Origin of the sequence: Bacillus yunxiaonensis, assembly GCF_037104695.1 — a bacterium.
GTDB lineage: Bacteria > Bacillota > Bacilli > Bacillales > Bacillaceae_G > Bacillus_A > Bacillus_A yunxiaonensis.
Window position 1 is genome coordinate 1,087,563 of record NZ_JBAWSV010000001.1, and the last position, 26,267, is coordinate 1,113,829.

Sequence of the window (26,267 nt, forward strand, 5' to 3'; positions counted from 1 at the left end):
ATCTATGACAGATAATACATTTTATAAAAAAATATAAAATTAGAGGCTCATATGATCGGACAAAAAAAACAGGCGATACTAGATACAATGAAACAATACTTTACAATGGGAGACATGCAAAAAACCCTTTCCTTATTAAAGCCTTATATTATGAGACATCGCAAAGCGTATATGGTTCTCCTTTTCTTGCTATTTATTGATATCTTCCTTACATTAACGTTCGCTTGGCTCTTTGGGAATATTTTAGACGCAGCTGTACGAAGCGACTTTCATCGTATAAAATTGCTAGTTCCACTAGCATGCATCCTAACATTCATGAGCATTACGTCAGGGTTTTTTGATACTTACTTCGAATCTGTCGCAACAAACGGTGTAAAAAGAGATTTAAAAAAACAGTTATTTAAACATATATTATTACTCTCTACCAAAGATGTTTCTAACCTCCGTTCAGGAGAATTGTTATCTCACTTTACTAATGATATTCATAATATTAATGGAGTTATTGGAAGGAGCCTTATTAACTTAATTAAACTTCCTCTTATTTATATTACTGTTTTTATTTATTTAGTTTATATCAATTGGAAATTAGCTTTATTAAGTGTATTAGTTGCCCCTCTCGCAGCACTATCAGGTATCGTTTTCGGTCTACTACTTCGGCGAAACAGTCGACTCATACATAACCTACTAGGTACGATGAATAACCTGCTTAACGAAACTTTTCTTGGCTTCTCTGTAATTCGTTCGTTTACAATGGAAAAATTACTATATAAAAAATTCACCAAGCAAAATCAACAGCTATATTCTCTAGAATTGGAGAACACAAAACTAGGAGGATGGTTTTATGCAGGCGGTCAAGCTGTAAGCTCCTTCACATTTCTTATCAGTCTCTGTTTAGGGGCATATTTTGTTTCAGATGGAGTAATGTCAGTAGGTTCCTTATTAACCTTTATCAATCTAGTTAATCATTTAGTATATCCGTTAACAGGACTAGCAGGTCAATGGGCAGGGTTTCAAAGATCGATTACAGCTGTAGAAAGACTCCTAAAGATTTTGGAATTACCAACTGAATCTACAGATATAGCAACCTATTCCCCAGCTAAACCAGTGGTAAAGTCACTCCAGTTCCAAAACATCACGTTTAGCTACGATGAACAACAACAAACATTGAATCATTTCAATTTACAGATTCAAGCAGGGAAAGTAACTGCGATTGTTGGTTTAAGCGGTGCAGGGAAGACAACTCTATTTAATTTACTTCAAGGTTTTTATAAACCGCAATCTGGCTGCATTTTGATTGATGATATCGCAATTGAAAACCTCTCTCCTTCTGAACTAAGAAGTTCGATTGCTCATGTTCCTCAGGAAACCTTCCTTTTTGGAGGTACAATAAGGGAAAATCTCCTATTAGCACGTCCAGGTATTACTATTTCTGAGGAGGAAATGATCGATTCTGCAAAGGCTGCTAATATCAATGAATTTATTATGTCTCTACCGAATGGATATGACACAGAAATCGGCGAAAGAGGTATAAAACTGTCTGGAGGACAAAAACAGCGAATTGCCATAGCCAGAGCTATATTAAAAAATGCACCTATTCTCTTGTTAGATGAGGCGACATCTGCACTAGACAGCCAAACTGAACAACAAGTACAAAATGCTTTAGATCGATTAATGATGCATCGAACGACACTTGTCATCGCACACCGATTATCAACGATTCAGAATGCAGATTATATTATCGTAATGGATGAGGGGAAAATTGTACAAGCTGGATGCCATGAGGAGCTCGTATCCAAAGACGGTTTGTATCGTGACTTATACCATATGCAAGTTTCTCAACAATCAAAAGAAAACAATACAATAACTTTAAATGCTTAAATTGAAATTGATCTAATGCAGAAAGGTGCTGAAATCCTTGATTGTTCATTTGATACAAGCATTATATAATTCACAAATTCCTGTACCAACTGACGAAGCATTTTATAAGCAAGCCATGGAGGATATTGAGTTTTTTGAAATTCATTCCCAAATTTATTATTTATTAAAACAAAAAGGGATACTTAATCAAACACCCCTTTTTTTTCAGGAACAGTTGACTCAAAAATACAACGAAACATTATACCTAAATTTATTCATTAAAAACCAAACAGAACAAATTCTAAACAAATTTGAGGAAATTCAAGTTGATGTTATCCCACTTAAAGGTGTTGTCTTTGCTGAAAAATATTTTGGTCACATAGGCGCTAGATCGACATCAGATATTGATTTGTTAATCAAAGCACCCGATCTAAAAAAAGCAATTGATTGCATAAAATCACTAGGATTTACAGTTGAAGAACAATATATCCCTTCTCATTTCCATTGTAGCCTTAGTAAGGTATTGCCTGGTTCACCAATTCCGCTAACAGTTGAGATACATTGGGATCTATTAAAAGAAAACACATCCAATCTTCAAATAGAGGAATTTTGGGATCAAGCACAATCTCTAAAACCATATAACCATATAAAAGAACTATCTGATTATCATACCTTTTATATGATTTGCCTTCATGGTTGGAAGCATAATTTGAATTCTTTAAAGTATTTTATAGATATAATTCAAATGATATATGTGCTAAATGACAAACTTGATTATGCTGTTTTATTGAAAGAAGCAGCTTCTCACAAAACTTTAAAAAGAGTCCTTAGAACTTTAGCGATTGTCTATAATTTGTTTCCACAATTAGAAAATGTAAAACAACTCCCTTCTAAAAGAAGTGACAATTTATGGTGGGAATACAAGGCAATCAGAGACAGGGATTTTAAATCATTTAAGCAATACATAAATTTTGCTTACTTCAATTTTTTAGATTTTGATACAATTAAACATCGTTTGATAGCGTTATACAATTGGATACTACCTTCCAAAATAGAGCTCTCTTTCGAATTGGGATCACATAATAAGGAGAAACGCCTTTTCTTTGAATATGTAAGATTATATAAAAAGAGGGGATATAACTTTTCTAGCACAATATTACATCGCCAGAAAAGCGAAAAGTAATAAGAACTCTATTTTATAAAAAATAATACTTTCATCAGCGGAGGTTCATCCTTTTGAAATTAAAGTCAGCCCAATTAGGTACATGCCAGCAGTTTATTCCCCACCTAACTTCCTTATTTTCCTCCAAACTTTAAGGTGGGGTATTACTGGTAAGATTAAAGATAGAAAAAGCGCTTACAATTTTTCACGAAATAAAATTTACCATATTCAACCTGAAAAGATAGAAGTAAAAAAATAAGCAGAGTGCTACTGTCAACATAATAAAACAACTTTTGCAAGACATGTTTATGAGGAGTTATCATAAGGAGAGGTTGTCTTTTTATGCGTAAATTCTGCATGGAGATAAGTTTTACAGTACACTACATAACATAAAATCTATCATAATAACGAAACTACCATAAACAAGAATGTACAATTCCCTTACTTGTTTATTCCTGAATTCTGCCATTTAATAAAATCAATTAATATTTTATATTCCCGAAGTTCCTCTTTATCAACCCCTGCTTTTTTTAATTCATAAACAAATTCAATCCACTCTCTTTCAATCTGCTGCTTTTTTTCCACATTTGTTTTCGTTTCGAGTAATGTATTTAGATCTACCTCCAATACCAATGCTATCTTTTCCATCACTTGGATAGACGGATTTTGGTTTATATTTCTTTCAATATTGCTTAAATAGGACTTGGAAATTCCAGCCCTTTCTGCTAGTTCAGATAAAGTAAGCCCCCTATTTTTTCGAAATTGATAAATATTTTTCCCAATCATTCGTTTAAACCCCTCCTTAGCCCCATTTTTTATATCATACACTTCTCTATAAGGGAAACTAAGATTTACCCTTCTTTTAAAAACTGTTAATATATATAAGGTTGATGTTCATAAAGTATTTTCGTAATAAGAAACTCAATATAAAAATATTATTCTTTAAAAAGAAATGTACAATCATCATAAATAAAATTATTAAGAAATAGCAACGCAAAACAGTTAATGAGTTACACATCATTGAATACATACTTCTTTGCGCTCATAAAGTCTATCAAGGAGGTTCAGCACTATGTTTTCACTTTTAACACTTTCATATAAAAAGGCAAAGAACAATTACCATAAGATTATGTATACTTATAATTACATTCTTTATAGAGATTGCCTTGATATTCAATTAAAGGAAAAGTTCTATAAAAGAAGAAAACATCACGAGAAGAAGATACATCCAGCTACTTTTATTCGTGTTTAATCCAATTTCAAACATAATAATTCATTTAAAAACACCTCCTGAATTTATACATACCATTCAGAAGGTGCTTTATTTTATAAAGCATTTTTGATACATTGAATGACCCTTTGTTGTTCCCCATCTGTCATGTTAGAACTAGAAGGAAGACAAATCCCCATTTTAAATAATTGTTCACTCACATGATTACTTTCGCTATGAGGATAATATTTCATTCCTTCAAAAAGCGGCTGCATATGAAGCGGTTTCCAAACAGGTCGAGCTTCAATATTTTCCTCGGCCAAGTATCCCAATAGTGATTCTATAGATATACCTGATTCTTTTTCATCAATCGTTAAAGTTGTAAGCCACCGATTTGAGCAAGTGTTTTCTAGTTCGGGCATAAAGTGAAACCCAGGTATACTGGATAATTCTCGGTAATACCGCTCAAATATGAATCTTCTAACCCTAACCCTCTCTTCTAACACCTCTAATTGAGCTCTTCCAACACCGGCCAATATATTACTCATTCGATAATTGTAACCCAACTCACTATGCTCGTAATGAGATGCTAAATCTCTTGCTTGAGTTGCTAAAAACCGTGCTTTCTGTAATGCCTCAACATCATCAGAAACAAGCATTCCTCCACCAGAGGTTGTAATAATTTTATTTCCATTAAATGAATAAATACCGAATTTTCCGAATATTCCACTTAATTTTCCTTTATATGTAGAACCGAGAGATTCTGCTGCATCCTCAATGACAGGAACATCATATTCATTACATAATGAAAGAATTTCATCCATTTTCGCACTCTGTCCATATAAGTTAACAACGATCACAGCTTTTGGCAATTTCCCTTCTTTATTCGCATCACATAACGCACGTTCCAATGCTTGAGGTGACATGTTCCATGTTTCTGGCTCTGAATCAATAAATATTGGTTCAGCTCCTAAATAAACAATTGGATTTGCACTTGCTACAAAAGTAAGACTTGAACAAAACACTTTATCCCCTTTTTGAACTTCTAATAACCGCAGTGCCAAATGAATAGCGGCAGTGCCTGAACTAACCGCTGCAGCATCCTTTACGCCAACAAAAGTTGCAAGTTCCTTTTCAAAGGCATCTACATTCGGACCAAGAGGAGCAATCCAATTTGTATCAAATGCATCCTGAATATATTTTTGTTCATTACCGCTCATGTGCGGTGAAGAGAGATAGATTCGTTTTTTTTGTTGTGTCATTACCATTTTTATCACCCCTAGTAACTTACTTCATTGATAACTTTGGCAGGAATACCAACAGCAGTACAATTAGGCGGCATATCATTTATTACTACAGCTCCTGCTCCAATAATAGACCATTCTCTGACTTTGACACTTGGAATCATAGTAGCCGCGGCCCCTATATGTGCCCCTTCTTCTATGATGACAGAACCTGTAAGTGTAGCGTGAGGAGAAATATGCACAAAATCACCTATTATATTGTCGTGTTCAACGACAGAACCTGTATTTATAATGGCATGATTGCCAATTTGAGTATCAGCATTTATCACTACATTGGGCATGACAACTGTGCCGTTTCCTATCTTAGTACTCGGACTGACAACGGCTGTTTTATGTATTAACGTGATGTAAAAATCGTCAGATAGATGCAATTTTTCGACAATTTTTCTTCTAACTTTATTATCCCCTATTGCGATAACAAAGTTTATTTGATTAAAATAATTAATCATATCGTATGCAGTTGAAATCGGCCCAAAATAAATATTATCTACAATAACTATATCTTCATATCGATCATCTAAATATCCAACGATTTCATATTCATTGTTTGATAAAATAATATCCTGTATGACCTTGCTATGACCACCTTGTCCAATAATTACAATTTTCATTTGCTACCCTCTCTTACAGCTGATTTTGTACCTGTAAAACGTTCCATTGTTACGTGACCAACTTGGTTTATTCCTTCTGACTTAAACACTTTTATTACTGTAAGAAATAATATTTTCATATCGAATAAAAAGGATTGATTATTTACATACGATACATCTAATTCAAATTTTTCTTCCCAAGTAATTGCATTTCTCCCATTCACTTGGGCCCACCCAGTAATTCCCGGTTTTACATGATGTCTTTTAGCTTGTTCATTAGAATATAAAGGTAAGTATTCCATTAATAATGGCCGCGGTCCTACTAAACTTAGATTACCCTTTACAACATTTATAAGCTGTGGCAATTCATCTATGCTATATTTTCTCATAAAACTCCCAAACGGCGTAATCCTTCTATCATCAGGTAATAAATTACCATTGCTATCTCTCTCATTAATCATGGATCGAAACTTATAAAGATAAAAAGGCTTACCATGCAGCCCGGGGCGTTGCTGTTTAAATATGATCGGAGAGCCTAACTTAATTCTAACTAAAATAGCTACTATAAGAATAGGTAATAACAAAGTTAATAAGAATGACAAAGAAACTAACAAATCCAAAAGTCTCTTCATATATAATTATACTCCTCATTCAAATTTTTTAGAGCGTCTTCCTAAACCATATGAATACAATAAATAAAAGGAAGGGCTATTGTTTCCCTTCCTTTTACTCTTGACTCTATAAAGATAACTCATTTTTTATTGAACTAGTAGACAATAATATAAAAGCTTCACACTAACAGATACAATCTAGATTATAGGTAGCTGTATCTTCTTTGCACCAATTGGTTCTTAATGCTACTTTTTTCCGCTTCTTATAAAAAACAAACAACATATATAATATAGAGATTACTTAAATTTAAGTACCTGCCTCCTACCATCAAGCACTTCCAAATCTTCATTAAAAACGTAAGTATGAGTACCTTTGTTCCTCTTAAAAATACTTGGAGTAATCTCTTTTAAAATTTTTTCTCTATATGACTCTTCATTTAGTATTTCGATTTCATTCAAATTAACTGAATATCCATAAGAAAACAAACAATTTTGTGATGGCCTAATTAATTTACCATCCTGGACAAATATATTACCAGCAGGTCTAGCCGATTTTGCATCAGAAACTATAGGATTCATTGGATGCGGCACCCATTGGCCGAATAAAGAATCAGAATAAAATAAATATAACTCATCAAGTGAACTAGCTCCATCAGTAAAAATGTTAGTAAATAACCAATACTTACCGTCATGCTCAATAATTGTAGTATCAACAGCATTAATATTCTCCATTAATACTTTTTCAATTTCCCACTCATACGGAAAATTAGTTGCTCTATAAAGTTCTATTGTTTGATTACCTGCCGTCTCAGGTATCATATAAATCTCTCCGCCATCTTCTATCAAGAAAGGATATGATAAATGATACGGTTTATCCAACACAGTAGTAGGTTGTGAAACACTATTTGATTCAATATCTACTTCGACAAACGCAATATTTCCCTTACCCTCGCTGTATATATAATCTTCGAAAAAAATGAAATTTCTTTCATTTCTTTCGATAACAAAAGGATCGGCATAAAATCTACTTAACGGAGCTTTAATGATATGAAATTTACTACGGTCCTCTTTTCTATTTTTAAATGCTATAAACCAATGTTCCATAAATAATCTAGATTTTAACTTGTTCATAGCAAGCTGGAAAATAAAAAGAATCATCTGAAAATTTGTTGGGTATCTATCTTGACGCTCATTGACCAATGAAGGTTGGTTATTTGTATCTAAGTTTGTAATATACGACCATCCCTTTTTGTATAAATCGGAAAGCCTTCTCAAAACAATATCTTTAACTTTCCAATACAGAAGATTGCGGTTAAAAAATAAAGATTCAACGTTCAGTGAAGACACTGTTCTATAAATAACCTTGTGATTTTCAGGCTTGCTTGCTAAAATTTGCAGGGTAGTTTCTAAAGGTATATTCCTGCTAGCCATCTCCCAAAAGGATTCTATCCCTTTTCCATTAAAGCAGTACGACCATATTCCATATTTTGCAATATTTATAATCTCACCATAAAGCGTACAAAATCCTACCTTTATAATAACGTCTAATTGCTCATCTCTAATTATATCTAAATCAGAATCAGAAAACTCATTATTTAATCCTTGTGTTTTAGGAAATATGGTTAAAATTCTGCAACCATATTCAGATAGCAAAGATTCTATCTGAACCGGCTTCAATGCATCATGTTTAACGTATTTACTATAATGATTATAATCCCATTTTACATATTTAGAATACAACGATGTCTTTACGCTCTGCTTAAAGACATTTTGCTTCTCAATCTTTTCATCACCGTTGATAATCACCATAGAGAGCTCTAAAAATTCAGTATGAACGATATCATAAATCATTTTCTCAATCCAACTGCTGACAACAAGTGAATCTAACATTATACCTATTTTTAAACGATGCTTTTCTCTTGTATTTAACATATCATATTCCCCCAACACTTAGTGGTTAATTTTCAAGTATAATCCACGGCACTAGTTCGTTTCTGATCATAAAAGTATCCCCTTCCTATGACATCCTTTAATAACAGCTTAGTTGACATACTCTCCTAATAACCTGAAGTATTAAATAGATGGAAGAAATGTACACGTTGAAAAAATTCATGTAGAGCTATACAAGTTGAACTAAATAATTTCTGCGCTCTCCCTCATAGTACCAAGTTACATAAAATACACTGTTCTATCAAGGCAATTTGAGTACTGATTTAGTTACTAAATTCGAAAGTGCAAAAATTAGATTCAACTTATATAGCACCACAGATTAAAATTATCTTTTTATAGACAGACAGAAAATCTGCCTGTCATTTACACTACCCGGAAATCAGCCCAAATTTTTTGAATACAGCTTTTGTGTCAATCCATTTCCAAGTAATAATTCTACGAACTGTCCAAATCACTGTTCCATCAGCAATTGTAGAATTCTCTGTTGTAGTCCAAATCGGTTGTGTTACTCCAGCAGCACCTGATTTTGTACATTCATAATAGTATCCATTAGGAGTAGATGGAATAACTAAATCTCCAACCATATAAGCCTTAGAAGTCCATGTTATCGTTCCAACTTTATCTTCTACCGTAGTATTCACACCTATAGGAAAAACAGGAGGAGTAGTAGTCGAACGCCCTCCATTTTGCGCCTCGTACACATAAGTACCATTATAAATTCTTGCCCCGCTATTATATACAGTAGCGGCTTTCCAAGGAGTGTTACTCGCTGTTCCTGCTGTTGTACACACCCATCCCACGTATCCACCTGGAGTTGGAGCAGAATGATATAATATTTGGCTAAGTGCATAGGTACCAAAGGTTGGTTCTTCAGACACTAGTGAAACTAGCGGTATGTCCCCTAGTATATTTTTTTCTAATTGTGAATTCACGTTACTCGTAAATGTAATATCTGAGTTAACTTTGTTATTATTTTGGCTGATTATAATAGTTTTGGGTTTAGCTAGTGTCGAGCCACCTTGCCTAAATGCACCATCTACAGTAATCGTTCCTTTCGTATTATTACCGGAATTGTTTACAGTAACAATTGTGTTATTAGAAAGAGTTAAATGATTTTCCGCAAAAACCCTTAGTGTGTACATAGAACCAAGTGCAACACCTTTGTCAATTACATTAATATCATTTCCTATAATCCCTAATCTTGGTATATATAGGAACGAAACTCCTGGTCCTCTACCTTCATGGATTGCTGTTCCATAATTTACGTCCCAAATAACTTTGTTATTTCGAAAACTATGTGTGATATAACCTGTATCCTTAGCCAACGCTTCTGGACTTACCATCATACCACCACCATCAAACCTAAACGATATATTTTTAAAAAGTGAATTCTCAACTCTCATAGACTCATACACTACTACAGCACCATAGTTCACGTTAGTACCATTATGAATAAATTCACAATTTTGCATAATCAGATTTCTAGCGTTTACAAAAGTCCCACCGCCAGATTCACCTGTAATAAACTTTACATTTGATAGTAGTACATTATCAGAAATATTGTAAGCTTGTACCCATCGAACGCTTCTTCTTATATCAAATGAAGAATCACGTATCTCTACATATTTGCTACCAAATACAAATGAATCAATTGACTCAGGACTATCCCAAGTAAATTTACAATTAATAATTTTTGCTGTTTCACCATTTAAGGAAATGCTGCTTTTTGAAAAAGCACAGTTTTCTAAAGTTGTGTTCCCTGCATCAATATTACAAGTACTACCAAAAACAGAGTCATTTCTAAATGTACAAAAAGTTCCATCTGCTTCTTCTCCGCCAGTTATAGATTTACCTTGAAAACCACCATAATACATATTATTTACAGATAAATAATCGTCTCCACTTCCCGAAAAAGAAAATAGCTCACCAAACTTATTATTTTCTACATACACCCCCCTAGAACTAACAGTAACAACAGCTCCACCTCTATTACTATATATATTACAATCTCTAATAGTTATTTTTTGATTAGCCATATACCCGTCTTCAATATCTATACCGTAACCCGGATTTACGCCTGTTGAATTACTCATAGGATTACTGTTATTAAAAATTTCACAACTATCAAATGTTACAAATCTTCCTCCAGCAACTGACATACCCAGTCGTCTATTTTCATGGCTTTTACAATTCAAAAAGTGTACATACTGGGGAATTTTAGCACATGATATATAATGCAAATTATCCTTCATTAAATCAAAGTTTTGAAGGAATGAAAATCTCACCTGAGTTGTTTCACGTGGTAACGTGTTTAAGTATATAAATTCATAAGATCTTGTATTTCTATAACCTAAATATGAACCGTCCGCTTTATAGAAGTGTACCTTTATTATCGTTTTATTTAGATTACATCCAATACCATATCCGCCATATCCATCACCGGAGTAATAAAAATATCCAGTAGATTTAACCAAAGCACCTGTAACATCAAAGAACTTTGTTACTGTGGTATAATTCGTTTTTGTGGCATCTAATTTACCCTGACTGTCAATATCCCCTTTTGCAAAATGGTTCGGATACATCACCCCACCTATTGCATCAAAATTCATACTTGTTGTAAATCCATCTCCTGTACATTCGCTAACGTCACAATCTTTTATTAAGATGTTATAGCATGAATTTTCAATAGCGATACCATATCCCCATTCATGAGTACCACCGCTTGAATAGTCATGCGTTTCTCTATCACCTTTTATTATCGCACCCTCTATTATTACGTTTTTAATGCTATCACATACTATTACAATATATCCTGTGAGGTTATTAGCTTCTTTAATAAATATACAGTCATGAAACTTATAATGTATGTTGCTCCGAAGTGTTAATGCTGAATTTTTATCTACAAGATAATTCCCTTTTGGCAGAACTACTGTTTGAAAACCATTATCTCCTGCCCATATGAATGCATTATTTATCCCTTGAGTTGTTTCTATAGGAAGCGTTCCATTATTTTTGATGCCCCATCGATCCAATTCAATAATATAACAATCTCCTAGAGACAAAATCTACCACTCCTTTTAGCTTTTATAATATAGTAAATGCTATATTTAGAGGAATGGTGCCAACAAACATATTTTAAAATCTAAAAATAGACATATCAAATTCTTAAGTTCCCCTACCTCAAATAGAATCAGTAACGCTCATTTCAATGAATATTGTTATCAAAAACGTAGAGAACACCTTTTCTATATTTTTAAAGTGATATTTGACAACATACTTTTTTACACTCATAAAGATATGTTAACTTCTTTCTCGTAACCATTTAGATTATTTATCTGCCATCTCCATGAGTCTTCGCACATCTCTTCGATTCCTCTATTTGCAGTCCATCCGAGTTTATCCTTTGCCTTTGAAGGATTCGCAAAGCAAATACCTACATCACCAGGACGACGCTTCATAATATGGTATGGAATCTTTCTTCCTGATGCCTTTTCAAAAGCAGCAACCATCTCCAGCACGCTGTAACCACGGCCCGTACCAAGATTATAGACGTTCACACCAGTAGTTTCCATAACCTGTTCAAGAGCTTTTAAATGTCCTATCGCAAGATCCATAACATGAATATAATCTCTGACACCAGTACCATCCTGTGTTGGATAATCATTACCAAACACGCTTAACTTATTTAGCTTTCCGACAGCTACTTGTGCAATATATGGCATAAGATTGTTTGGAATGCCATTTGGGTCCTCGCCTATTCGTCCACTCTTATGTGCTCCAACAGGATTGAAGTAACGTAAAAGAGCAACACTCCAATTATGGTCAGACACATACAGATCACGTAAAATTTCTTCAATCATCTGTTTTGTACGTCCATAAGGATTCGTTGCTCCAAGTGAAAAATTTTCTGAAATTGGTACTCGTTCCGACATCCCATATACTGTAGCCGATGAACTGAAGACCATTTTCTGTACACCATACTTTTTCATGGCTTCACACAGTACAAGAGTACCTGTAATATTATTATGATAATACCAAAGCGGTAAAGCTACTGACTCTCCTACTGCCTTCAATCCTGCAAAATGGATAACGGCATCAATCTTGTTTTCATAAAAAACGGTATCTAACGCATCCTTATCTAGCAAATCAACTTGATAAAATGCAAAATCTTTCCCTGTAATTTCACGAACACGTTCTAAAGCTTCTAATTTACTATTAGAAAAATTGTCAACCACAACTATTTCATAGTCAGCATTTAATAATTCCACGCACGTATGAGTTCCAATATATCCTGCTCCGCCTGTAACTAAAACTCTCATGCATTCTTACCTCCTAATCATCATCTATCTTTTTAACCATTTCTTTATATTAAAACTTAATCAGTTCAAATAAAAAAGCAGGTTTCCATAAAGGATTCCCTGCTTTTTAAACCACATATAAAAAATTATCATTGATTCAATAAATTACATATTGATTAGTACACAAAAATTTGAAAGGATTCATTTGCTTCAACAGATTTTAGATAAAATATTTATTAAAGATTTTCTTATTCTTGCTCTTTTATACATACTTTCCCCTAAGTGGTACAGATATTCCGTATCCTTATTTCTTATTGCATTTAAATATTCTTTAGGGAAAAATTTTATTGCTCCCCCATTAGATACACATTTAATTACAGTATTATTTGAAATATAAAATTGAATTAAATTTTTTATCTCGAATTCATTAAAGTTACTATTAAATACATTTAATAAACATGCTTTAAATGTATTTAATAGCATTATACTAATTCCATTGTAGTTTTTTTCTGTAGTATTGTGATAATACTCTTCAATTATTTCCTCTTGTATCAAATATCCATTAACCATATCATCAAACAAATAAGGCTGATATTTGCTTGTAAATCCACCATACCGATAATAATAAAATGGTTTACCGATTACTTTTAACCCTCTTGTTTTTAACAATATTTCCATGTTATAGAAAAGGTCATCCCCTAAGAAACGTATTTTCTTTAAATATTTTCCTGACTCTTCAAGTAACTCTCTTTTATACAACTTTGCACATAATGATGATGGAAACGGATGCCCATGAAAATATGCAGTTACTAAATCTCTTTTAATTTCTTCTTCATTATAAATTTTATTCTCATGAAAATACCAACTTTCAACCTTTTTCTTAATCAATATACCATTTCCTAAAACTCTATACATATTGCACACTGTAATATCTACGTTATTTTTCACAGCTTCCTCATATAGTGTTTCAATAGCTTTAGCATCAATCCAATCGTCTGCATCAACAAACATTACATACTTAGACTTTGCAGCTTCAACACCTTTTCTTCTTGTAGGAATACTTCCTTCATTTTTTTTATTTATCACCGTTATTCGTTTATCTTGTTGTTGATATTTCTTGCAAATAGTCAGACTTTTATCTGTTGAACCATCATTCACTAAAATTAATTCAAAGTCCTTGAAAGTTTGACTAAGAATTGATTTTATACATTTATGAAGTTTTTCTCCTGTATTATAAATGGGTACTACTATACTTACCTTACTCATAAATCCCCTCCACAAATCAGTTTACCTTTTTATTCCTTTATTAGAGGTTCAGTACGTTCGCAATAAAGAACCAAATAGCAGTAAGCTATTAGTTTCTTTACTTTAAATGACATACTTCAACATTTTTACGTCCTTTAACACTTTGTTTGTTATCCTTAATCTATGAAGTTAAACCTTTGCTTAACTTCATAGTTAATTTCTTAATTACATAATACTAGTCGCAATAAATAAACAAAGAAATAAACCTATTTTTACTAACCTTATAATAATATAGTAGTTTTTTGTACTTCTATATTAATAACTAATATGAAATAACGAAGTTCTCCTCTCTTTGAACTCCCCATCATTGATTAACTGACTTTATACAATTTCCATTTTCCAAATCGCTGTAGTACCTTTTTAAAAGGTACTATAAACAGATCTTTTTCGTATTTGTTCATTCCCGTAAACCACATTAAAAGAGCATATGCTATAGAAAAGACAATAGTTTTAATAATAAATATAAACCAACTGTTAGCAAATACTAACTTATTTAAGATTTCCCCAAAGACTAAACTTATAATAAAAGGCAAACTCATATAAAAAATGTTAATCCAAAATTTTGGTATATCTATATTTATCTTCTTCCAGTAATAAAGATTCATAATAATTATATTCCCTATAGTAAATGCTATAGCCGTTCCAAGAGCACACCCTATAGTACCCCACCATTGAGCAAATATTATACTTATAAATATATTAACTATAGCTGTAACAGCATAAATTACCGATTTAAATGTTTGCAGATTTTTTGCTTGAAGTATGATTCCTCCCATACTTTGTACTAAAGATACTATCATAGGAACTAAAATTACAATAGCTATAACAAAAGCGTCACTATAGGCCTTTCCAACCCATAAAATAATAAATTCCTTTCCAAAAACAATAAATCCACTTAAAGCAAATGATAATATAATATATTGAATTCTTCCTATCCTAATAAATAAATCTGATACTTCTGTACCTGATACCTCTTTAGTAACCATTCCTGTAACTCTGCTTAAAAATACATTCGATATAGCTGCAGAGAAACCTGAGAAATATCCAGTAAAAGATGCCCCTATTGTATATACAGAGATTGCTGCTGTACCACTAAATATACCAAGTATAATTTGATCTGTAGACCAATATATCTTATCTATTATTAAATTTAAGAAGATAAATGATGAGAATACTATTATCTCGCTTAATAAACTTTTTTCGAACTTTTTAAATACTATTTTTATTTTTAGAACTCTAAAGCAATAGTATATATTAATTAAAATTACTATAAAGTTAATTATAGTAGTTACAACTGTCATAGACACAGATCCATATCCCATCATAAGAATAGGTAACACTATGAGAGGATTTATAATGGAACTCACTATACTTATCACCTTTTGAAAAATAAACTTTTCATACGCTAATACAACGACGCTGAAAAATCCTAATCCTATCCCTATAGATATATTTATTACCATGATTCCCATCAATATTTTAAGTTTACTAACCTCATCTATACTTAATGAGTTTGAAAATATTCTGTCTGCATTTATTGTTAAAATTAGTCCTGATAGTAGTGCTACAATTCCTAATAAACCATACATAATACAAAACATTCCATATAAATTGGAGCACCTTTGTTCATCTTTAAGCGCTTTATATTTTGCTGTATATCTAATCACTGCATTACCTAATCCAAAATTTAGTACTCCGACATATCCTGCTGCTGAAGTAGCCAAGCTATATAGACCATACTCTGATTGTCCAAGTAATTTCAACATAATAGGAGTATATATGATTGATATAGCACTATTAATAAACAATGCTATATATGATAATAGTGCACCTGCTTTAAGTTGACTTTTCATTCTAATAACTACCTTTCATTTAGCTTAAACAATCGTATATTTTGTTAATTTCTGCAGTAGTATTGACACTTTTTCTGTTTAAGTTACTTCTAAACTTGTCACATAAAGCTTTATTACTAATCAAATTCTCCATTGCACTATAAATTTCATTTTCATCAAATTTTGTTATCAACCCATCTTGCCCGTTTTCAATTTGCTCTCTAGCACCAACAAAATCAGTTGTTACAATAGGCTTATTAAATGCTCTTGCCTCAGCTAGTGTAATACAATACCCTTCGTGTCTTGATGGCTGTACATATATATCACACTGTTTTATATACGGGTAAGGATTATTCTTAGTTCCTAATAGTACTAAATATTCTTCTAAATCATATTTTTTTATCATACTCTCTAGCTTTGACCGACTTTCACCATCTCCTATACAATACCATTTAATATTATAATTTTTTGACTTTAATTTCATTAGGATACTAGGTATTATATCTTGTCCTTTTTGTGATGTTAGCCTTCCTACAGTAAGGATACGTATACCATCAAATTTATCATTAAAACCCTCATCTTTAACTGACATTAAGTTCAGCCTCTTTTGATCAAGAATATTATAAAATACAGATGCTTTTCCTTTTAAATCAGGATACACTTCAACAAATTTATTCATTGCAAATTTAGATACACAAAATATTCTGTCATATCTTCGGTAAAAATTTTTATATGATTGTAATTCTCTTTCATATTGAGAAATATCACTATGAATCCATGCAGCTTTAACTTTAGCTTTTATATTATTCATTACATACACTACCGGGAATGATGCCGGAGTATGATATGCAATTGCCAAATCATATTCAGTTTCCGCAATCGGTAACATTTTAGATTGATACATTTCTTGTTCATATACAGTTTTAGCTTTTTTAGCTAAAACTGTATACCAGCCTATTCTAAATGCATTAATAAAATTACCCCTCTTTGTATAGTTCCATATCTTTTCTATAATAGATTTCTCGTTACCATATAAACATTTTACCTTTACATGATTTGGTATCTCATCTATAAGTTCGCCACCCCTTCCCATCACTAAAACCGTTATATCATACTCATCTTTCTGCATAGACTCTAGCATAGAAATTAACGCCTTCTCTATACCTCCCATTACCATTCTCCTAGTTACAAATACAACCCTTTTTCTTTTCGCAGAAAACCCCATATGTTACCTCCCGATAACTTGACTCAAAACAGCTCATATAGTTTTTTCATTTCAAATGTCGTATCAAAATTTTCTTTCGCTAAATTTCCAGAAAAATATTCGCATAAATCATGATTGTTTATCAATTTTTTCACCGCTATATAAATGTCATTTCCGTCAACATTCACAATCAGTCCCGTTTTCCCATCTTTTATCTGTTCTTTTGCCCCAGTAAAATTTGTAGTTACAACTGCTTTATGTAAACATCTAGCTTCAGCAAGTGTTATACAGTATCCCTCATGTCTGGATGGTTGGACATATATATCACATTGCTTCATATAAGGATATGGATTAGCATCCGTACCCAATAAAACAAATTTATCTTTTAGATGATATTCTTCTATTAGCTTTTCATATCTATTTCTTGAAGCTCCTTCCCCTACACAATACCACTTAACTTTATATCCATCATCAATTAATCTTGCTAATGCTCGTATAGCTAAATCTTGACCTTTTTCGTTTGTTAGCCTACCAACTGTTAATATCCTTAATCCATCGAATTTATCATCAAATCCATTACCCTCTTTTGTTTGGCTATAAATTAATTTTGATGATACTATGTTTGAAAACGCCTCTGTTTTCTTCTTTAGAGTAGGTACAACACTAAGTAACTTCTTTTTTGCCTCATGTGATACAACAAAAATTTTATCAAACTTATTATATATTTTAGATGAAAATACCTTATTAAAGGCAATTTTCGTAACATCAAAATGAATCCATTGAACTTTCTTTTTAGCTTTTATTTTATGTACTACAAAATAGCTTATAAAGTCCATAGGTCCAGCATAAGCTACAGCAACATCAAATCCATTATCAATTATAGGGTAATCTTTTAAAACATATTTAAAAAAGACACTCCTGTCTTTCATCATCTTTGATATTAAATGTAAGAATGCTATGTTAAAAGCCTTTACTATTTTACCTTTTTTAAGAAAATTCAACGCAACTATTTGTGGTGGTTCATTTAACACATCTTTATCGTTCTTATAGCCCTTTAAATATTCAATATGAACTTCTTTGGGAATGAAATTTAAAAATCCACCATACTCCTCTAACATTAAAATTGTTATATCATACTTATCTTTCGGGATCTCTGATATCATATTAAGCAACGCTTTCTCAGTTCCACCTACATTCATATTTATCATCATAAAAACGATTTTCTTTTTCATACTACCTCCGAGATAATGCTACTTTCCAAAAACTCACTTAGCTTTTTAAATTGTTTCTTAGCATCACTTGATATGGATTCTAAGTTGATTTTATTATTGAATGCTCTATTTATAATATTTTCATCATACTGCAGATAAAGTTCTTCCATGTTTACTAAAGTATCATCAAAATTAATATCTTTAAGCATATTTGTGGTTTTTGGGCTATAAATTATAGGCATAACTCCGATGCCTAACAGTAATGCTATTATGTTTGCGTGAAATCTTGCTGCAACGAGCAATTTAAAAGAAGCTATTAAATTTATAGCTTCTTTTAAATTCCCTTTATAGTTATAGACAGAAACATTTTTAAGTATTTCAGGAGAAAGAAATGATTTTATTGTATTTATTATTTGTAAATCCCCCTCTTGTTCACAAAAGGACATTAGACAACAGTCATGGCCTCTATTTACTAGTAATTCAATTGATTTCACTGTACTAGCTATATAGTCATCATAATAATTTGATAATCCCTTTTTATGCCTAACGTCTATAATTGAAAATCCAACGCTGTTTTTGTTCCGTAGTTCCTTATATTTATCTACATTCATTTGAAAAACAATATCTGGGGCATACCTAACTTGTGATAAGTTTTTAAACAATTCATATGAATATAAATCCCTAAAACAAACATCGTCACATAATTCAAAAAATTTTTTATAATCATTAAGAAATTGCTCTGTCTCAAAAGGCCCAAAGTTTGCACCTAGTATAAATATTGGTTTGTCTCTTTTCTTAAATTCCCTAACAATTTTCGTTCTATCTTGATATAATGAATGGTGATACTCCTCTTCCCTAAAAATAGAACCTCCTATAAATAGTAAGGCATCATGCTCTTCTGCTACTTCATCATAGTTAGTTATAGAATCTGATATTTTAAGACGCTGTCCAATTTTATTAAACAATGTATATTTTCTTCTATTAATATTGCTATATCGAGAGATAAATGAATCGTAATTTTTACCTAGATAATTAATTGTAAACTCACAATTAGGATATTTCTTTGCTAGAATATCTAAAAATAAATCATCCCCTAAATTGAACTGCAAGTAAATATCCACAAAAATTTTTTTCATTATAATTATCACCACCACATACTATTTTTCCACCAATTCGTAAAATTTTTTCAATTGATTTACTGAGTTATAAGGTTCTATAGAATCTAGCTCTTTCATAATTTTTTCTTTAAAACTAATATCATCTAAATACCTTTTTATACCGTTGTATATACTGTTTATATCATGATTTACTATTAAACCATCAATATTATGATTAATTATCTCGTTTGCTGTAGGAAAGCTAGTGCATACAATAGGTCTTTTTAGTATTTTAGCTTCACTTACGGTAAGACCAAACCCTTCTGTGATAGAGGTTTGTACATATATATCGCAATTTTTCATATATGTATACGGATTTAACTTCTTTCCAAGTAATATAAAATAACCATTTAATTCATACTTGTCTATTAATAATTGAAGTCTTTTTCTTTCCGGACCGTCTCCAACTCCAAACCACTTAAACTTATATCCTGAATTCTTTAATAGTCTCGTTACCTCAATAGCTGTATCATATGATTTTACATTTACTAACCTTCCAACCGTTAAAATATTTATTGACGAGTTATGAAATTCATTGACTACATGTTCTTCAGCCATTTTATAAATTATATTTGGATCTATCATATCTAAAATAATATCAACCTTGCTATTATATTCTTTTCTAATCCGTGATACTGACTCTTTAACGTGTTGAGAAACCGCAATGATTTTATGCATCTTCTTATACGATTCATAATCCGTTTCTTTGTCATATAATGTATTGACGTAGTCTGTATTAATCCAAGCTAGCTTTCTTAATGCAGTGACTTTATTAGCAACAAAGTATGTAGGCATCCCCTGACTGTATGCTATAGCTACATCATATTTTTTTGGCAGAGGGGAAATTATTTTTTTTAAACTTCTAAATACTACTTGCTCACTATGTAAAGCATTTTCTTTATAATTATTTAATCTCAAACTTAAGGAAGTTTTAAATCTATAATAGAAATATGGTATCTTTTTACTTATAGGTAATTTTTCTTTATTTATAAACCTGAAATATTCTGGAACTGATAACATATTCACATATTTGGGAACATATTTTTCAAGATCCTCGCCTTTTTTAAATAGTAATAAATCTATTTCATATTTCGATGAATCTATCATGCTTAATAAAGATATCAAGCTTTTTTCTGCCCCACCAATAGTTAATGAATCAATAACAAATAATAGCTTCTTTTTCATAGACTCACTTACTTTCTCTTTTTTAATTTCTTTTTTAAATTCCTTAATATGTTTAAGCAAACTCCATACATAATACTTGTTCTTACAAAATTATTCCTTATAAGAAATATATATGGCTTATAAAAATAATCATCAGATGAAAATGCATCTTTATGTTCATTAACATATGGTATAGATAAGATTTTCTTTATATTACAGATTGCATTTCTCCTACCTGTTACTTTTATATTAATACTTTGTTGTTCTACTAACTTCACAACAATATCTTGAATTTCCTTTGTGATTATTTTCCTTTTTTTGTATTCATTTAAATAAACAGAATTAAATACATTTTCCATTTCACGGAAAACTTTAATGTAATTTTGTATATAATTTATTGAAATATTAGAACTTATACTACTTTGGTTGAGTCTATTGTAATTATACAAATACTCTTTTATAGCAGAAAATGATGTGCAATGAGATACGTATTGTAAAATAAATATTAAATCCTCGCACATAAATATATTTTTATCCATCCTTAAACCATTATTAATAATAATCTCCTTTTTATACAGTTTACTCCACAGAACTCCTCCTGTTCCGCTACAAACCATATCCATAAAAGCATGTACCGAAACATTATTATCAAAATTAAAATCTGTATAATTTAAGACTCCATATTCAGAAATATCCTTATAACCACAACATACTAGATCAGAACCCGTACTTATCATCTGTTTTATTAAAAGCTCAATATAATATTTGTTAATCGTATCATCAGAATCAACAAAAACTAAATATTCACCTGTTGAATTTAAAATACCTTTATTACGAGCTTCAGATGGACCACTGTTTTCTTGGCTGTAATATACTATTCGGTTATCTTTTTCTTTATATTCATTAACTATCTCTTCACTTCTATCAGTTGATCCGTCATTTACAATTATAATGTCAATATTTGTGTAAGTTTGATTTAATACACTCTCTAAACATTCAGAAATATATTTTTCGCAATTATAAACGGGTATTATAACACTGACTTTCGGAACCACCATCCTTACATCCTTTCAAAGTAACCTTATTTGTATAACTTTTTTCAACGAATTTTTTAAGCTGCCTTGTTCAAAATTAATTTTATTCATCGATTATCGTATATAGTTTTTCAATCTCACTGCTGTTACCATAATCCTTTATTAACATATTAGTAACAAACTTATCTGTTAACTCTTTATCTTCAATAAGTTTTTTTATGCCATTGACTATACCGTCTATCCCCATAGAAGTTATCAAACCATCAATACCATCTTGAACCTGGCTTTTTGCGGTAGGAAAGTTTGTTATAACAACCGGTTTTTTAAGAATCTGTGCTTCCCTAACTGTTACAGCTTTACCTTCATATCTTGACGGTTGACAATAAATATCACATTTTTTTATGTATGGATATGGATTTACTTTTTTACCTAACAATATAAACCTATCCCCTATATTATTGTCTTTAATTAAATTTCTAATATACTCTTCATCTCCGCCGTATCCCACAATATACCACCTTATGTTATAGCCTAGCTGCACTAGATTTTTACAGGCTATTACTGCCATATCAAATCCTTTTGCATCACAAATCCGACCTACTGAACAAATTTTTATTGCTTTATCATCAGAAATTTCATCGTTTATATCATCATTCGCTTGTTCTGTTACAAACGTAGATGATAGTATATTCTCTATGATAATGCTTTGATGTCTAAGATTAGGAAATACCCTTAGGAACGATTCCTCACAGTCCTTAGATACATTTACTATATAATCTAATCTACTCCACATTTTCTCATCTAATTTTTTATCCGGATTTACAATTGTAAAGTAGTCTGTGTGATTCCATCCTAGTTTTAAATTAGCATTTACCTTATCAAGTATAAAGTTATGAGGACCTAGGAAACTTATAGCTACATCATATTGTTTTTCTATTTTAGGCAATATCGGCATTGAGTAATTCCAAGTATACTGCATCTGTTTGTACGTTCCTTGTTCTTTCTTCAATCCTTTATTTTTAACCTTAGCTTTTAATTTTGCTAAAATTCTCATACAACCTAAATATATATGGCCCTCTCTTATAATATTTTTTACAGGTCTCTCAAATGTCGTGTACCGTTTTATAGTTGGTAGTAAATTAACCTCTTTAGGAATCAGACTAAAAAACTCACCTTCGTGTCTATATAAGAATAAGTCCACATCATATTTTTTATAATCAAAACTTTCTAATAGTCCAATTAAACTTCTTTCAGCTCCGCCTATATTTAAAGAGTACATACTTATAAGTATTTTCTTCTTCATAGAGTATCTCCTATCTAAATCTACATCTACTTAAATACAAGCTTACATATATTATTTGCTATCCTAAATGGTAAATTATTATACAAGAACGCTACTATTTTTTCCCCTCTACTTCTCTCATCTTCGTACGAGTCAGTTCCGTTCCACGGGGTCATATCTAAATACTCCTTGTAAAGTGATGCCAAAGGATGCTTACACCCTTTTATCCATGGTCTATTTACAAAAGCGGGAGTGAAATGAATAAATACAGGATTATTTATAGCTTCTCTTAATTCCTCTTCACTGTAATAATCCTTTAGCATATAATACTGCATAATTTCATCTCTATTCATAGTGAAAAATGGAGTCATAGAATTATACTTTGGATGAAGTAGTAATATCTTTTCATTTAACACTCCATTTATTGTTCCTTGATCATGGTGAAATACCTGACCGTTATATGCATCTATAAATTCTATAAACCTTTCTTCAATATTTTCTTTTCTCCATTTTTCTAGGTTTATTAGAAGCATACCCGAATTTATATATGCGCTATTTAAATCAATATTTATTCTTAATTTCGTGTTATTTCCCACTGTATCACAGACACCTGCAACATAATAATTACTTATGTCTTTGTTCCATAACTCACTTAAACTATCATTTATTATTGAATCACAGTCTAAATAAATAACTTTATCTATACCCTTTTCAAGAACGCTAGATAGGAATAATCTAGCATAAGCATTAATGGAAATAGGGTTTTTCATATTCAGCTTCAATCTATCTGAAAAACCATTAATATCTATGAAATTTATTGTTCTATTATATTTTTTACAGATAAATTCAAGATTATTTTTATTATCTGGTGAAATATTATTTTCAATAATATAAACATTAATATTAGTAAATGCTTTATTATTTTGAAAAAGTGATATCATAGATACACCTACATGCTGTGCATAATTGTTATCACTTGAATACACAACACTTAGACTCATATTTATTCCCCTCCAAGGTTATCTAGATAATAATTTTCTTACTCTTGCAATGTTATCTCCACCTATTATCATAGATAAAACCACTTTTATATTTGTTTTAATTCTAGTGCTGAACGGGAGCCAACTTTTATAAAAATGATGTATTGCATACGTATTTTCCGTTATGAATTTTCTACAATTTATATAGTCGTATGGAGAGAAAAATGTTTGAGGATAGAAAGTTCCCATACCTTTTATTTCTTGATATCTTCCATTTTGTTTTAATCCAATTTCCTTTAAAATTTTAGTTATTATAGCTACATTAGTTAAATCATCATAAGTCCCATCTTTTGTAATGAAACTCTTTTCCTTATATGAATCTAAAAATATTTTTATCAACTTATTCCCTTTAGCAGCTCCTATAGTACTTGTAGCTATATAGTTCTCTTGTTCAAATCCCCAAAACGAATCATGATGTAATAAATCATTAAAGGATTTGAATACTTCAACATCAGTATCCATATAAACCCCACCAAAGTTATATAAGACATATACTCTTACATAATCACTTACAAATGCAAACTTTCCAGATTCATAAGCCTCTTTCACGTATAAGTTACTATTTGTATCAAAATTATCCTCGTTCCATTCGACTATTTCATAATCTGATAAAGTCTTTTTCCAGCTATCAATACATTTTTTTACTATACTAGGTTTTTCTTTTCCTCCGAACCAACAGTAATGAATAATTTTGGGGATTTCATTAGCACTTGTATTCATCTAGATTCTCCCTCCTGAATAAATCTGACTTAAAAGAGGTTACTGGTTATTATGTATCTTAATTAAAAACATAATTGTTTACCCTTAATCAAATATAAGCTGGTTTAGCTCTTGTTAAATAACTCGTTTTTTGCTTCTTATAAAGATAAGAATGTTTTTTATTCAGTTGTTTATAGCATTAAAATCAAGAGAAAAACTTAATAAAATCACTTCTATAGATTATATTTAGACTTCTTACATTCTCATAATAGTAATAAATAAAATAAAAAACTAATATTGCATAATAAACAAGCTTTTGATCCTTTTCATTGAAAACTTTCACAATCCAGGAAATTAAAATAATTTGATAAAGACCAAAATAAATAGAAAACCTTGCAAAGATCCAATTTTGTGTGGAAACTATCATAAATACGACATTTATTATTGACATATTAACGATATAATCGCAATCGGGATATATTTCCCTAAGCTTTTCCCTACCCAAATAAGCAATTACTAACGGTACAGCATATACCGCAACCCTAAATACGTTTGCTCCCTGTGCAACAAAATCTTTATACTGACCATACTGCGTATTCTCAATGGCTGCAAACAATACTGAAGTAAACTGATTAAATACTATCACTAATAATATTGAGCAAAATATAAGTATAAAGGTAGTCTTTGACCACGCTTTAAATCTAACTAAAAAATAAATAGGAATTAATATTAGTGCACTTTGGTGAAATGTGGATGCAATAAGAACAATTAAAATATATTTCTTCCAGTTACCCTCAATTAAAAATTTTGTCGCAGTAAAAATAATTGCTGCTGCAAGAGATTGTCTTATTCCATTCATTGAAACTAGATACCAACCGCCTGTAATATATACATACATACTCAATTCAAATAATCTTGAATATTTATATAGAACTAGAATAACAAGAACATTTGTAATCAAAGCCGTTGTGAAAACCATTATCTGTGGATCATCTGAGAACTTCTTTAAGAACATCTGAAAAATTCCAAATCCTATATCTTTCTCACTTTTAATATGATTCCAAGTAAAATCACTTATCTTATAAGCGTATTTATAGAAGCCCGTATCACCAATATCTTTTCGAAGGCCTGATATCAATACTAAAGGCAACAAAGCAACAAACACCAAAATCTTATTAGGCTTTATAGAGATCAGTACATTTGTTGTACATGTGATTGTCGCAAAATACCTAGCGAAAAATGAAACAATAAAAACTACCAGAAGATTAATCCAAAATATTGTCATTTTTTATTCCCTCTCGAAGGATTATCAAATTTACCTTCCCTGTATAATTCTCAAAAAAAACTAATTTTTTAG

General features: G+C 31.1%; 20 protein-coding genes. 2 read left to right on the forward strand and 18 right to left on the reverse strand.

Annotation, left to right across the window (positions count from 1 at the left end):
* Positions 1–51 precede the first annotated feature (51 nt).
* The gene (locus WAX78_RS05430; protein WP_336481233.1) at positions 52–1,878 is read left to right on the forward strand and encodes an ABC transporter ATP-binding protein; all 1,827 of its coding nucleotides are present in this window, start codon (positions 52–54) and stop codon (positions 1,876–1,878) included.
* A 37-nt stretch (positions 1,879–1,915) separates the two neighbouring features.
* Positions 1,916–3,040, forward strand: coding sequence for a nucleotidyltransferase domain-containing protein (locus WAX78_RS05435; protein ID WP_336481234.1), 1,125 nt, complete (start codon positions 1,916–1,918; stop codon positions 3,038–3,040).
* A 420-nt stretch (positions 3,041–3,460) separates the two neighbouring features.
* Here the strand turns inward: WAX78_RS05435 and WAX78_RS05440 are convergent, their stop codons facing one another.
* The 18 genes from WAX78_RS05440 to WAX78_RS05525 all read right to left on the reverse strand — a co-directional run bounded on the left by WAX78_RS05440 (position 3,461) and on the right by WAX78_RS05525 (position 26,195).
* Positions 3,461–3,805 (reverse strand): helix-turn-helix domain-containing protein, encoded by a 345-nt coding sequence (locus tag WAX78_RS05440; RefSeq protein WP_336481235.1) that lies wholly within the window; start codon positions 3,803–3,805, stop codon positions 3,461–3,463.
* A gap of 540 nt (positions 3,806–4,345) precedes the next feature.
* Entirely contained in the window at positions 4,346–5,497 is a 1,152-nt protein-coding gene (locus WAX78_RS05445) for an aminotransferase class I/II-fold pyridoxal phosphate-dependent enzyme (protein WP_336481236.1), read from the reverse strand.
* A gap of 11 nt (positions 5,498–5,508) precedes the next feature.
* The gene (locus WAX78_RS05450) at positions 5,509–6,144 is read right to left on the reverse strand and encodes an acetyltransferase (RefSeq protein ID WP_336481237.1); all 636 of its coding nucleotides are present in this window, start codon (positions 6,142–6,144) and stop codon (positions 5,509–5,511) included.
* The gene (locus WAX78_RS05455) at positions 6,141–6,755 is read right to left on the reverse strand and encodes a sugar transferase (RefSeq protein WP_336481238.1); all 615 of its coding nucleotides are present in this window, start codon (positions 6,753–6,755) and stop codon (positions 6,141–6,143) included. Before WAX78_RS05455 ends, WAX78_RS05450 begins: the two co-directional genes overlap by 4 nt.
* 276 nt (positions 6,756–7,031) lie before the next feature.
* On the reverse strand, positions 7,032–8,666 hold the full coding sequence (locus WAX78_RS05460) for a glucosamine inositolphosphorylceramide transferase family protein (RefSeq protein WP_336481239.1): 1,635 nt from the start codon (positions 8,664–8,666) through the stop codon (positions 7,032–7,034).
* A 386-nt stretch (positions 8,667–9,052) separates the two neighbouring features.
* Positions 9,053–11,746: a right-handed parallel beta-helix repeat-containing protein gene (locus tag WAX78_RS05465; RefSeq protein ID WP_336481240.1), complete on the reverse strand. Its 2,694-nt coding sequence runs from the start codon at positions 11,744–11,746 to the stop codon at positions 9,053–9,055.
* 225 nt (positions 11,747–11,971) lie between these two features.
* On the reverse strand, positions 11,972–13,003 hold the full coding sequence (gene galE, locus WAX78_RS05470) for a UDP-glucose 4-epimerase GalE (RefSeq protein ID WP_336481241.1): 1,032 nt from the start codon (positions 13,001–13,003) through the stop codon (positions 11,972–11,974).
* A gap of 189 nt (positions 13,004–13,192) precedes the next feature.
* Positions 13,193–14,248, reverse strand: a complete 1,056-nt coding sequence (locus WAX78_RS05475; RefSeq protein WP_336481242.1) for a glycosyltransferase family 2 protein — start codon at positions 14,246–14,248, stop codon at positions 13,193–13,195.
* Positions 14,249–14,598: 350 nt separating this feature from the next.
* Entirely contained in the window at positions 14,599–16,140 is a 1,542-nt protein-coding gene (locus WAX78_RS05480; RefSeq protein ID WP_336481243.1) for an oligosaccharide flippase family protein, read from the reverse strand.
* Positions 16,141–16,159: 19 nt separating this feature from the next.
* Positions 16,160–17,290, reverse strand: a complete 1,131-nt coding sequence (locus WAX78_RS05485; RefSeq protein ID WP_336481244.1) for a glycosyltransferase — start codon at positions 17,288–17,290, stop codon at positions 16,160–16,162.
* A gap of 77 nt (positions 17,291–17,367) precedes the next feature.
* A complete protein-coding gene (locus WAX78_RS05490; RefSeq protein WP_336481245.1) occupies positions 17,368–18,555 on the reverse strand; it encodes a glycosyltransferase in 1,188 nt (395 codons plus the stop codon).
* Entirely contained in the window at positions 18,552–19,670 is a 1,119-nt protein-coding gene (locus tag WAX78_RS05495; protein ID WP_336481246.1) for a polysaccharide pyruvyl transferase family protein, read from the reverse strand. The genes WAX78_RS05490 and WAX78_RS05495 overlap by 4 nt, the downstream gene beginning before the upstream one ends.
* 21 nt (positions 19,671–19,691) lie before the next feature.
* The gene (locus tag WAX78_RS05500; RefSeq protein WP_336481247.1) at positions 19,692–20,936 is read right to left on the reverse strand and encodes a glycosyltransferase; all 1,245 of its coding nucleotides are present in this window, start codon (positions 20,934–20,936) and stop codon (positions 19,692–19,694) included.
* Complete coding sequence (locus WAX78_RS05505; protein WP_336481248.1) at positions 20,885–21,910, reverse strand: glycosyltransferase family 2 protein; 1,026 nt, start codon at positions 21,908–21,910, stop codon at positions 20,885–20,887. The genes WAX78_RS05500 and WAX78_RS05505 overlap by 52 nt, the downstream gene beginning before the upstream one ends.
* An 82-nt stretch (positions 21,911–21,992) precedes the next feature.
* A complete protein-coding gene (locus WAX78_RS05510) occupies positions 21,993–23,192 on the reverse strand; it encodes a glycosyltransferase (protein WP_336481249.1) in 1,200 nt (399 codons plus the stop codon).
* 26 nt (positions 23,193–23,218) lie between these two features.
* Positions 23,219–24,172, reverse strand: coding sequence for a glycosyltransferase family 8 protein (locus WAX78_RS05515; protein WP_336481250.1), 954 nt, complete (start codon positions 24,170–24,172; stop codon positions 23,219–23,221).
* Positions 24,173–24,190: 18 nt separating this feature from the next.
* Positions 24,191–24,931: a glycosyltransferase family 32 protein gene (locus tag WAX78_RS05520; RefSeq protein ID WP_336481251.1), complete on the reverse strand. Its 741-nt coding sequence runs from the start codon at positions 24,929–24,931 to the stop codon at positions 24,191–24,193.
* Between the two features lie 184 nt (positions 24,932–25,115).
* On the reverse strand, positions 25,116–26,195 hold the full coding sequence (locus WAX78_RS05525) for an EpsG family protein (RefSeq protein WP_336481252.1): 1,080 nt from the start codon (positions 26,193–26,195) through the stop codon (positions 25,116–25,118).
* Positions 26,196–26,267: the final 72 nt, after the last annotated feature.

Coding starts and splice junctions, on each gene's coding strand:
- WAX78_RS05430 (WP_336481233.1), top strand. CDS start 52: ATGATCGGACAAAAAAAACAGGCGATACTAGATACAATGAAACAATAC.
- WAX78_RS05460 (WP_336481239.1), bottom strand. CDS start 8,666: ATGTTAAATACAAGAGAAAAGCATCGTTTAAAAATAGGTATAATGTTA.
- WAX78_RS05440 (WP_336481235.1), bottom strand. CDS start 3,805: ATGATTGGGAAAAATATTTATCAATTTCGAAAAAATAGGGGGCTTACT.
- WAX78_RS05515 (WP_336481250.1), bottom strand. CDS start 24,172: ATGAGTCTAAGTGTTGTGTATTCAAGTGATAACAATTATGCACAGCAT.
- WAX78_RS05490 (WP_336481245.1), bottom strand. CDS start 18,555: ATGAAAAAGAAAATCGTTTTTATGATGATAAATATGAATGTAGGTGGA.
- galE (WP_336481241.1), bottom strand. CDS start 13,003: ATGAGAGTTTTAGTTACAGGCGGAGCAGGATATATTGGAACTCATACG.
- WAX78_RS05485 (WP_336481244.1), bottom strand. CDS start 17,290: ATGGGAGGTATAGAGAAGGCGTTAATTTCTATGCTAGAGTCTATGCAG.
- WAX78_RS05480 (WP_336481243.1), bottom strand. CDS start 16,140: ATGAAAAGTCAACTTAAAGCAGGTGCACTATTATCATATATAGCATTG.
- WAX78_RS05445 (WP_336481236.1), bottom strand. CDS start 5,497: ATGGTAATGACACAACAAAAAAAACGAATCTATCTCTCTTCACCGCAC.
- WAX78_RS05520 (WP_336481251.1), bottom strand. CDS start 24,931: ATGAATACAAGTGCTAATGAAATCCCCAAAATTATTCATTACTGTTGG.
- WAX78_RS05450 (WP_336481237.1), bottom strand. CDS start 6,144: ATGAAAATTGTAATTATTGGACAAGGTGGTCATAGCAAGGTCATACAG.
- WAX78_RS05455 (WP_336481238.1), bottom strand. CDS start 6,755: ATGAAGAGACTTTTGGATTTGTTAGTTTCTTTGTCATTCTTATTAACT.
- WAX78_RS05525 (WP_336481252.1), bottom strand. CDS start 26,195: ATGACAATATTTTGGATTAATCTTCTGGTAGTTTTTATTGTTTCATTT.
- WAX78_RS05475 (WP_336481242.1), bottom strand. CDS start 14,248: ATGAGTAAGGTAAGTATAGTAGTACCCATTTATAATACAGGAGAAAAA.
- WAX78_RS05510 (WP_336481249.1), bottom strand. CDS start 23,192: ATGAAGAAGAAAATACTTATAAGTATGTACTCTTTAAATATAGGCGGA.
- WAX78_RS05495 (WP_336481246.1), bottom strand. CDS start 19,670: ATGAAAAAAATTTTTGTGGATATTTACTTGCAGTTCAATTTAGGGGAT.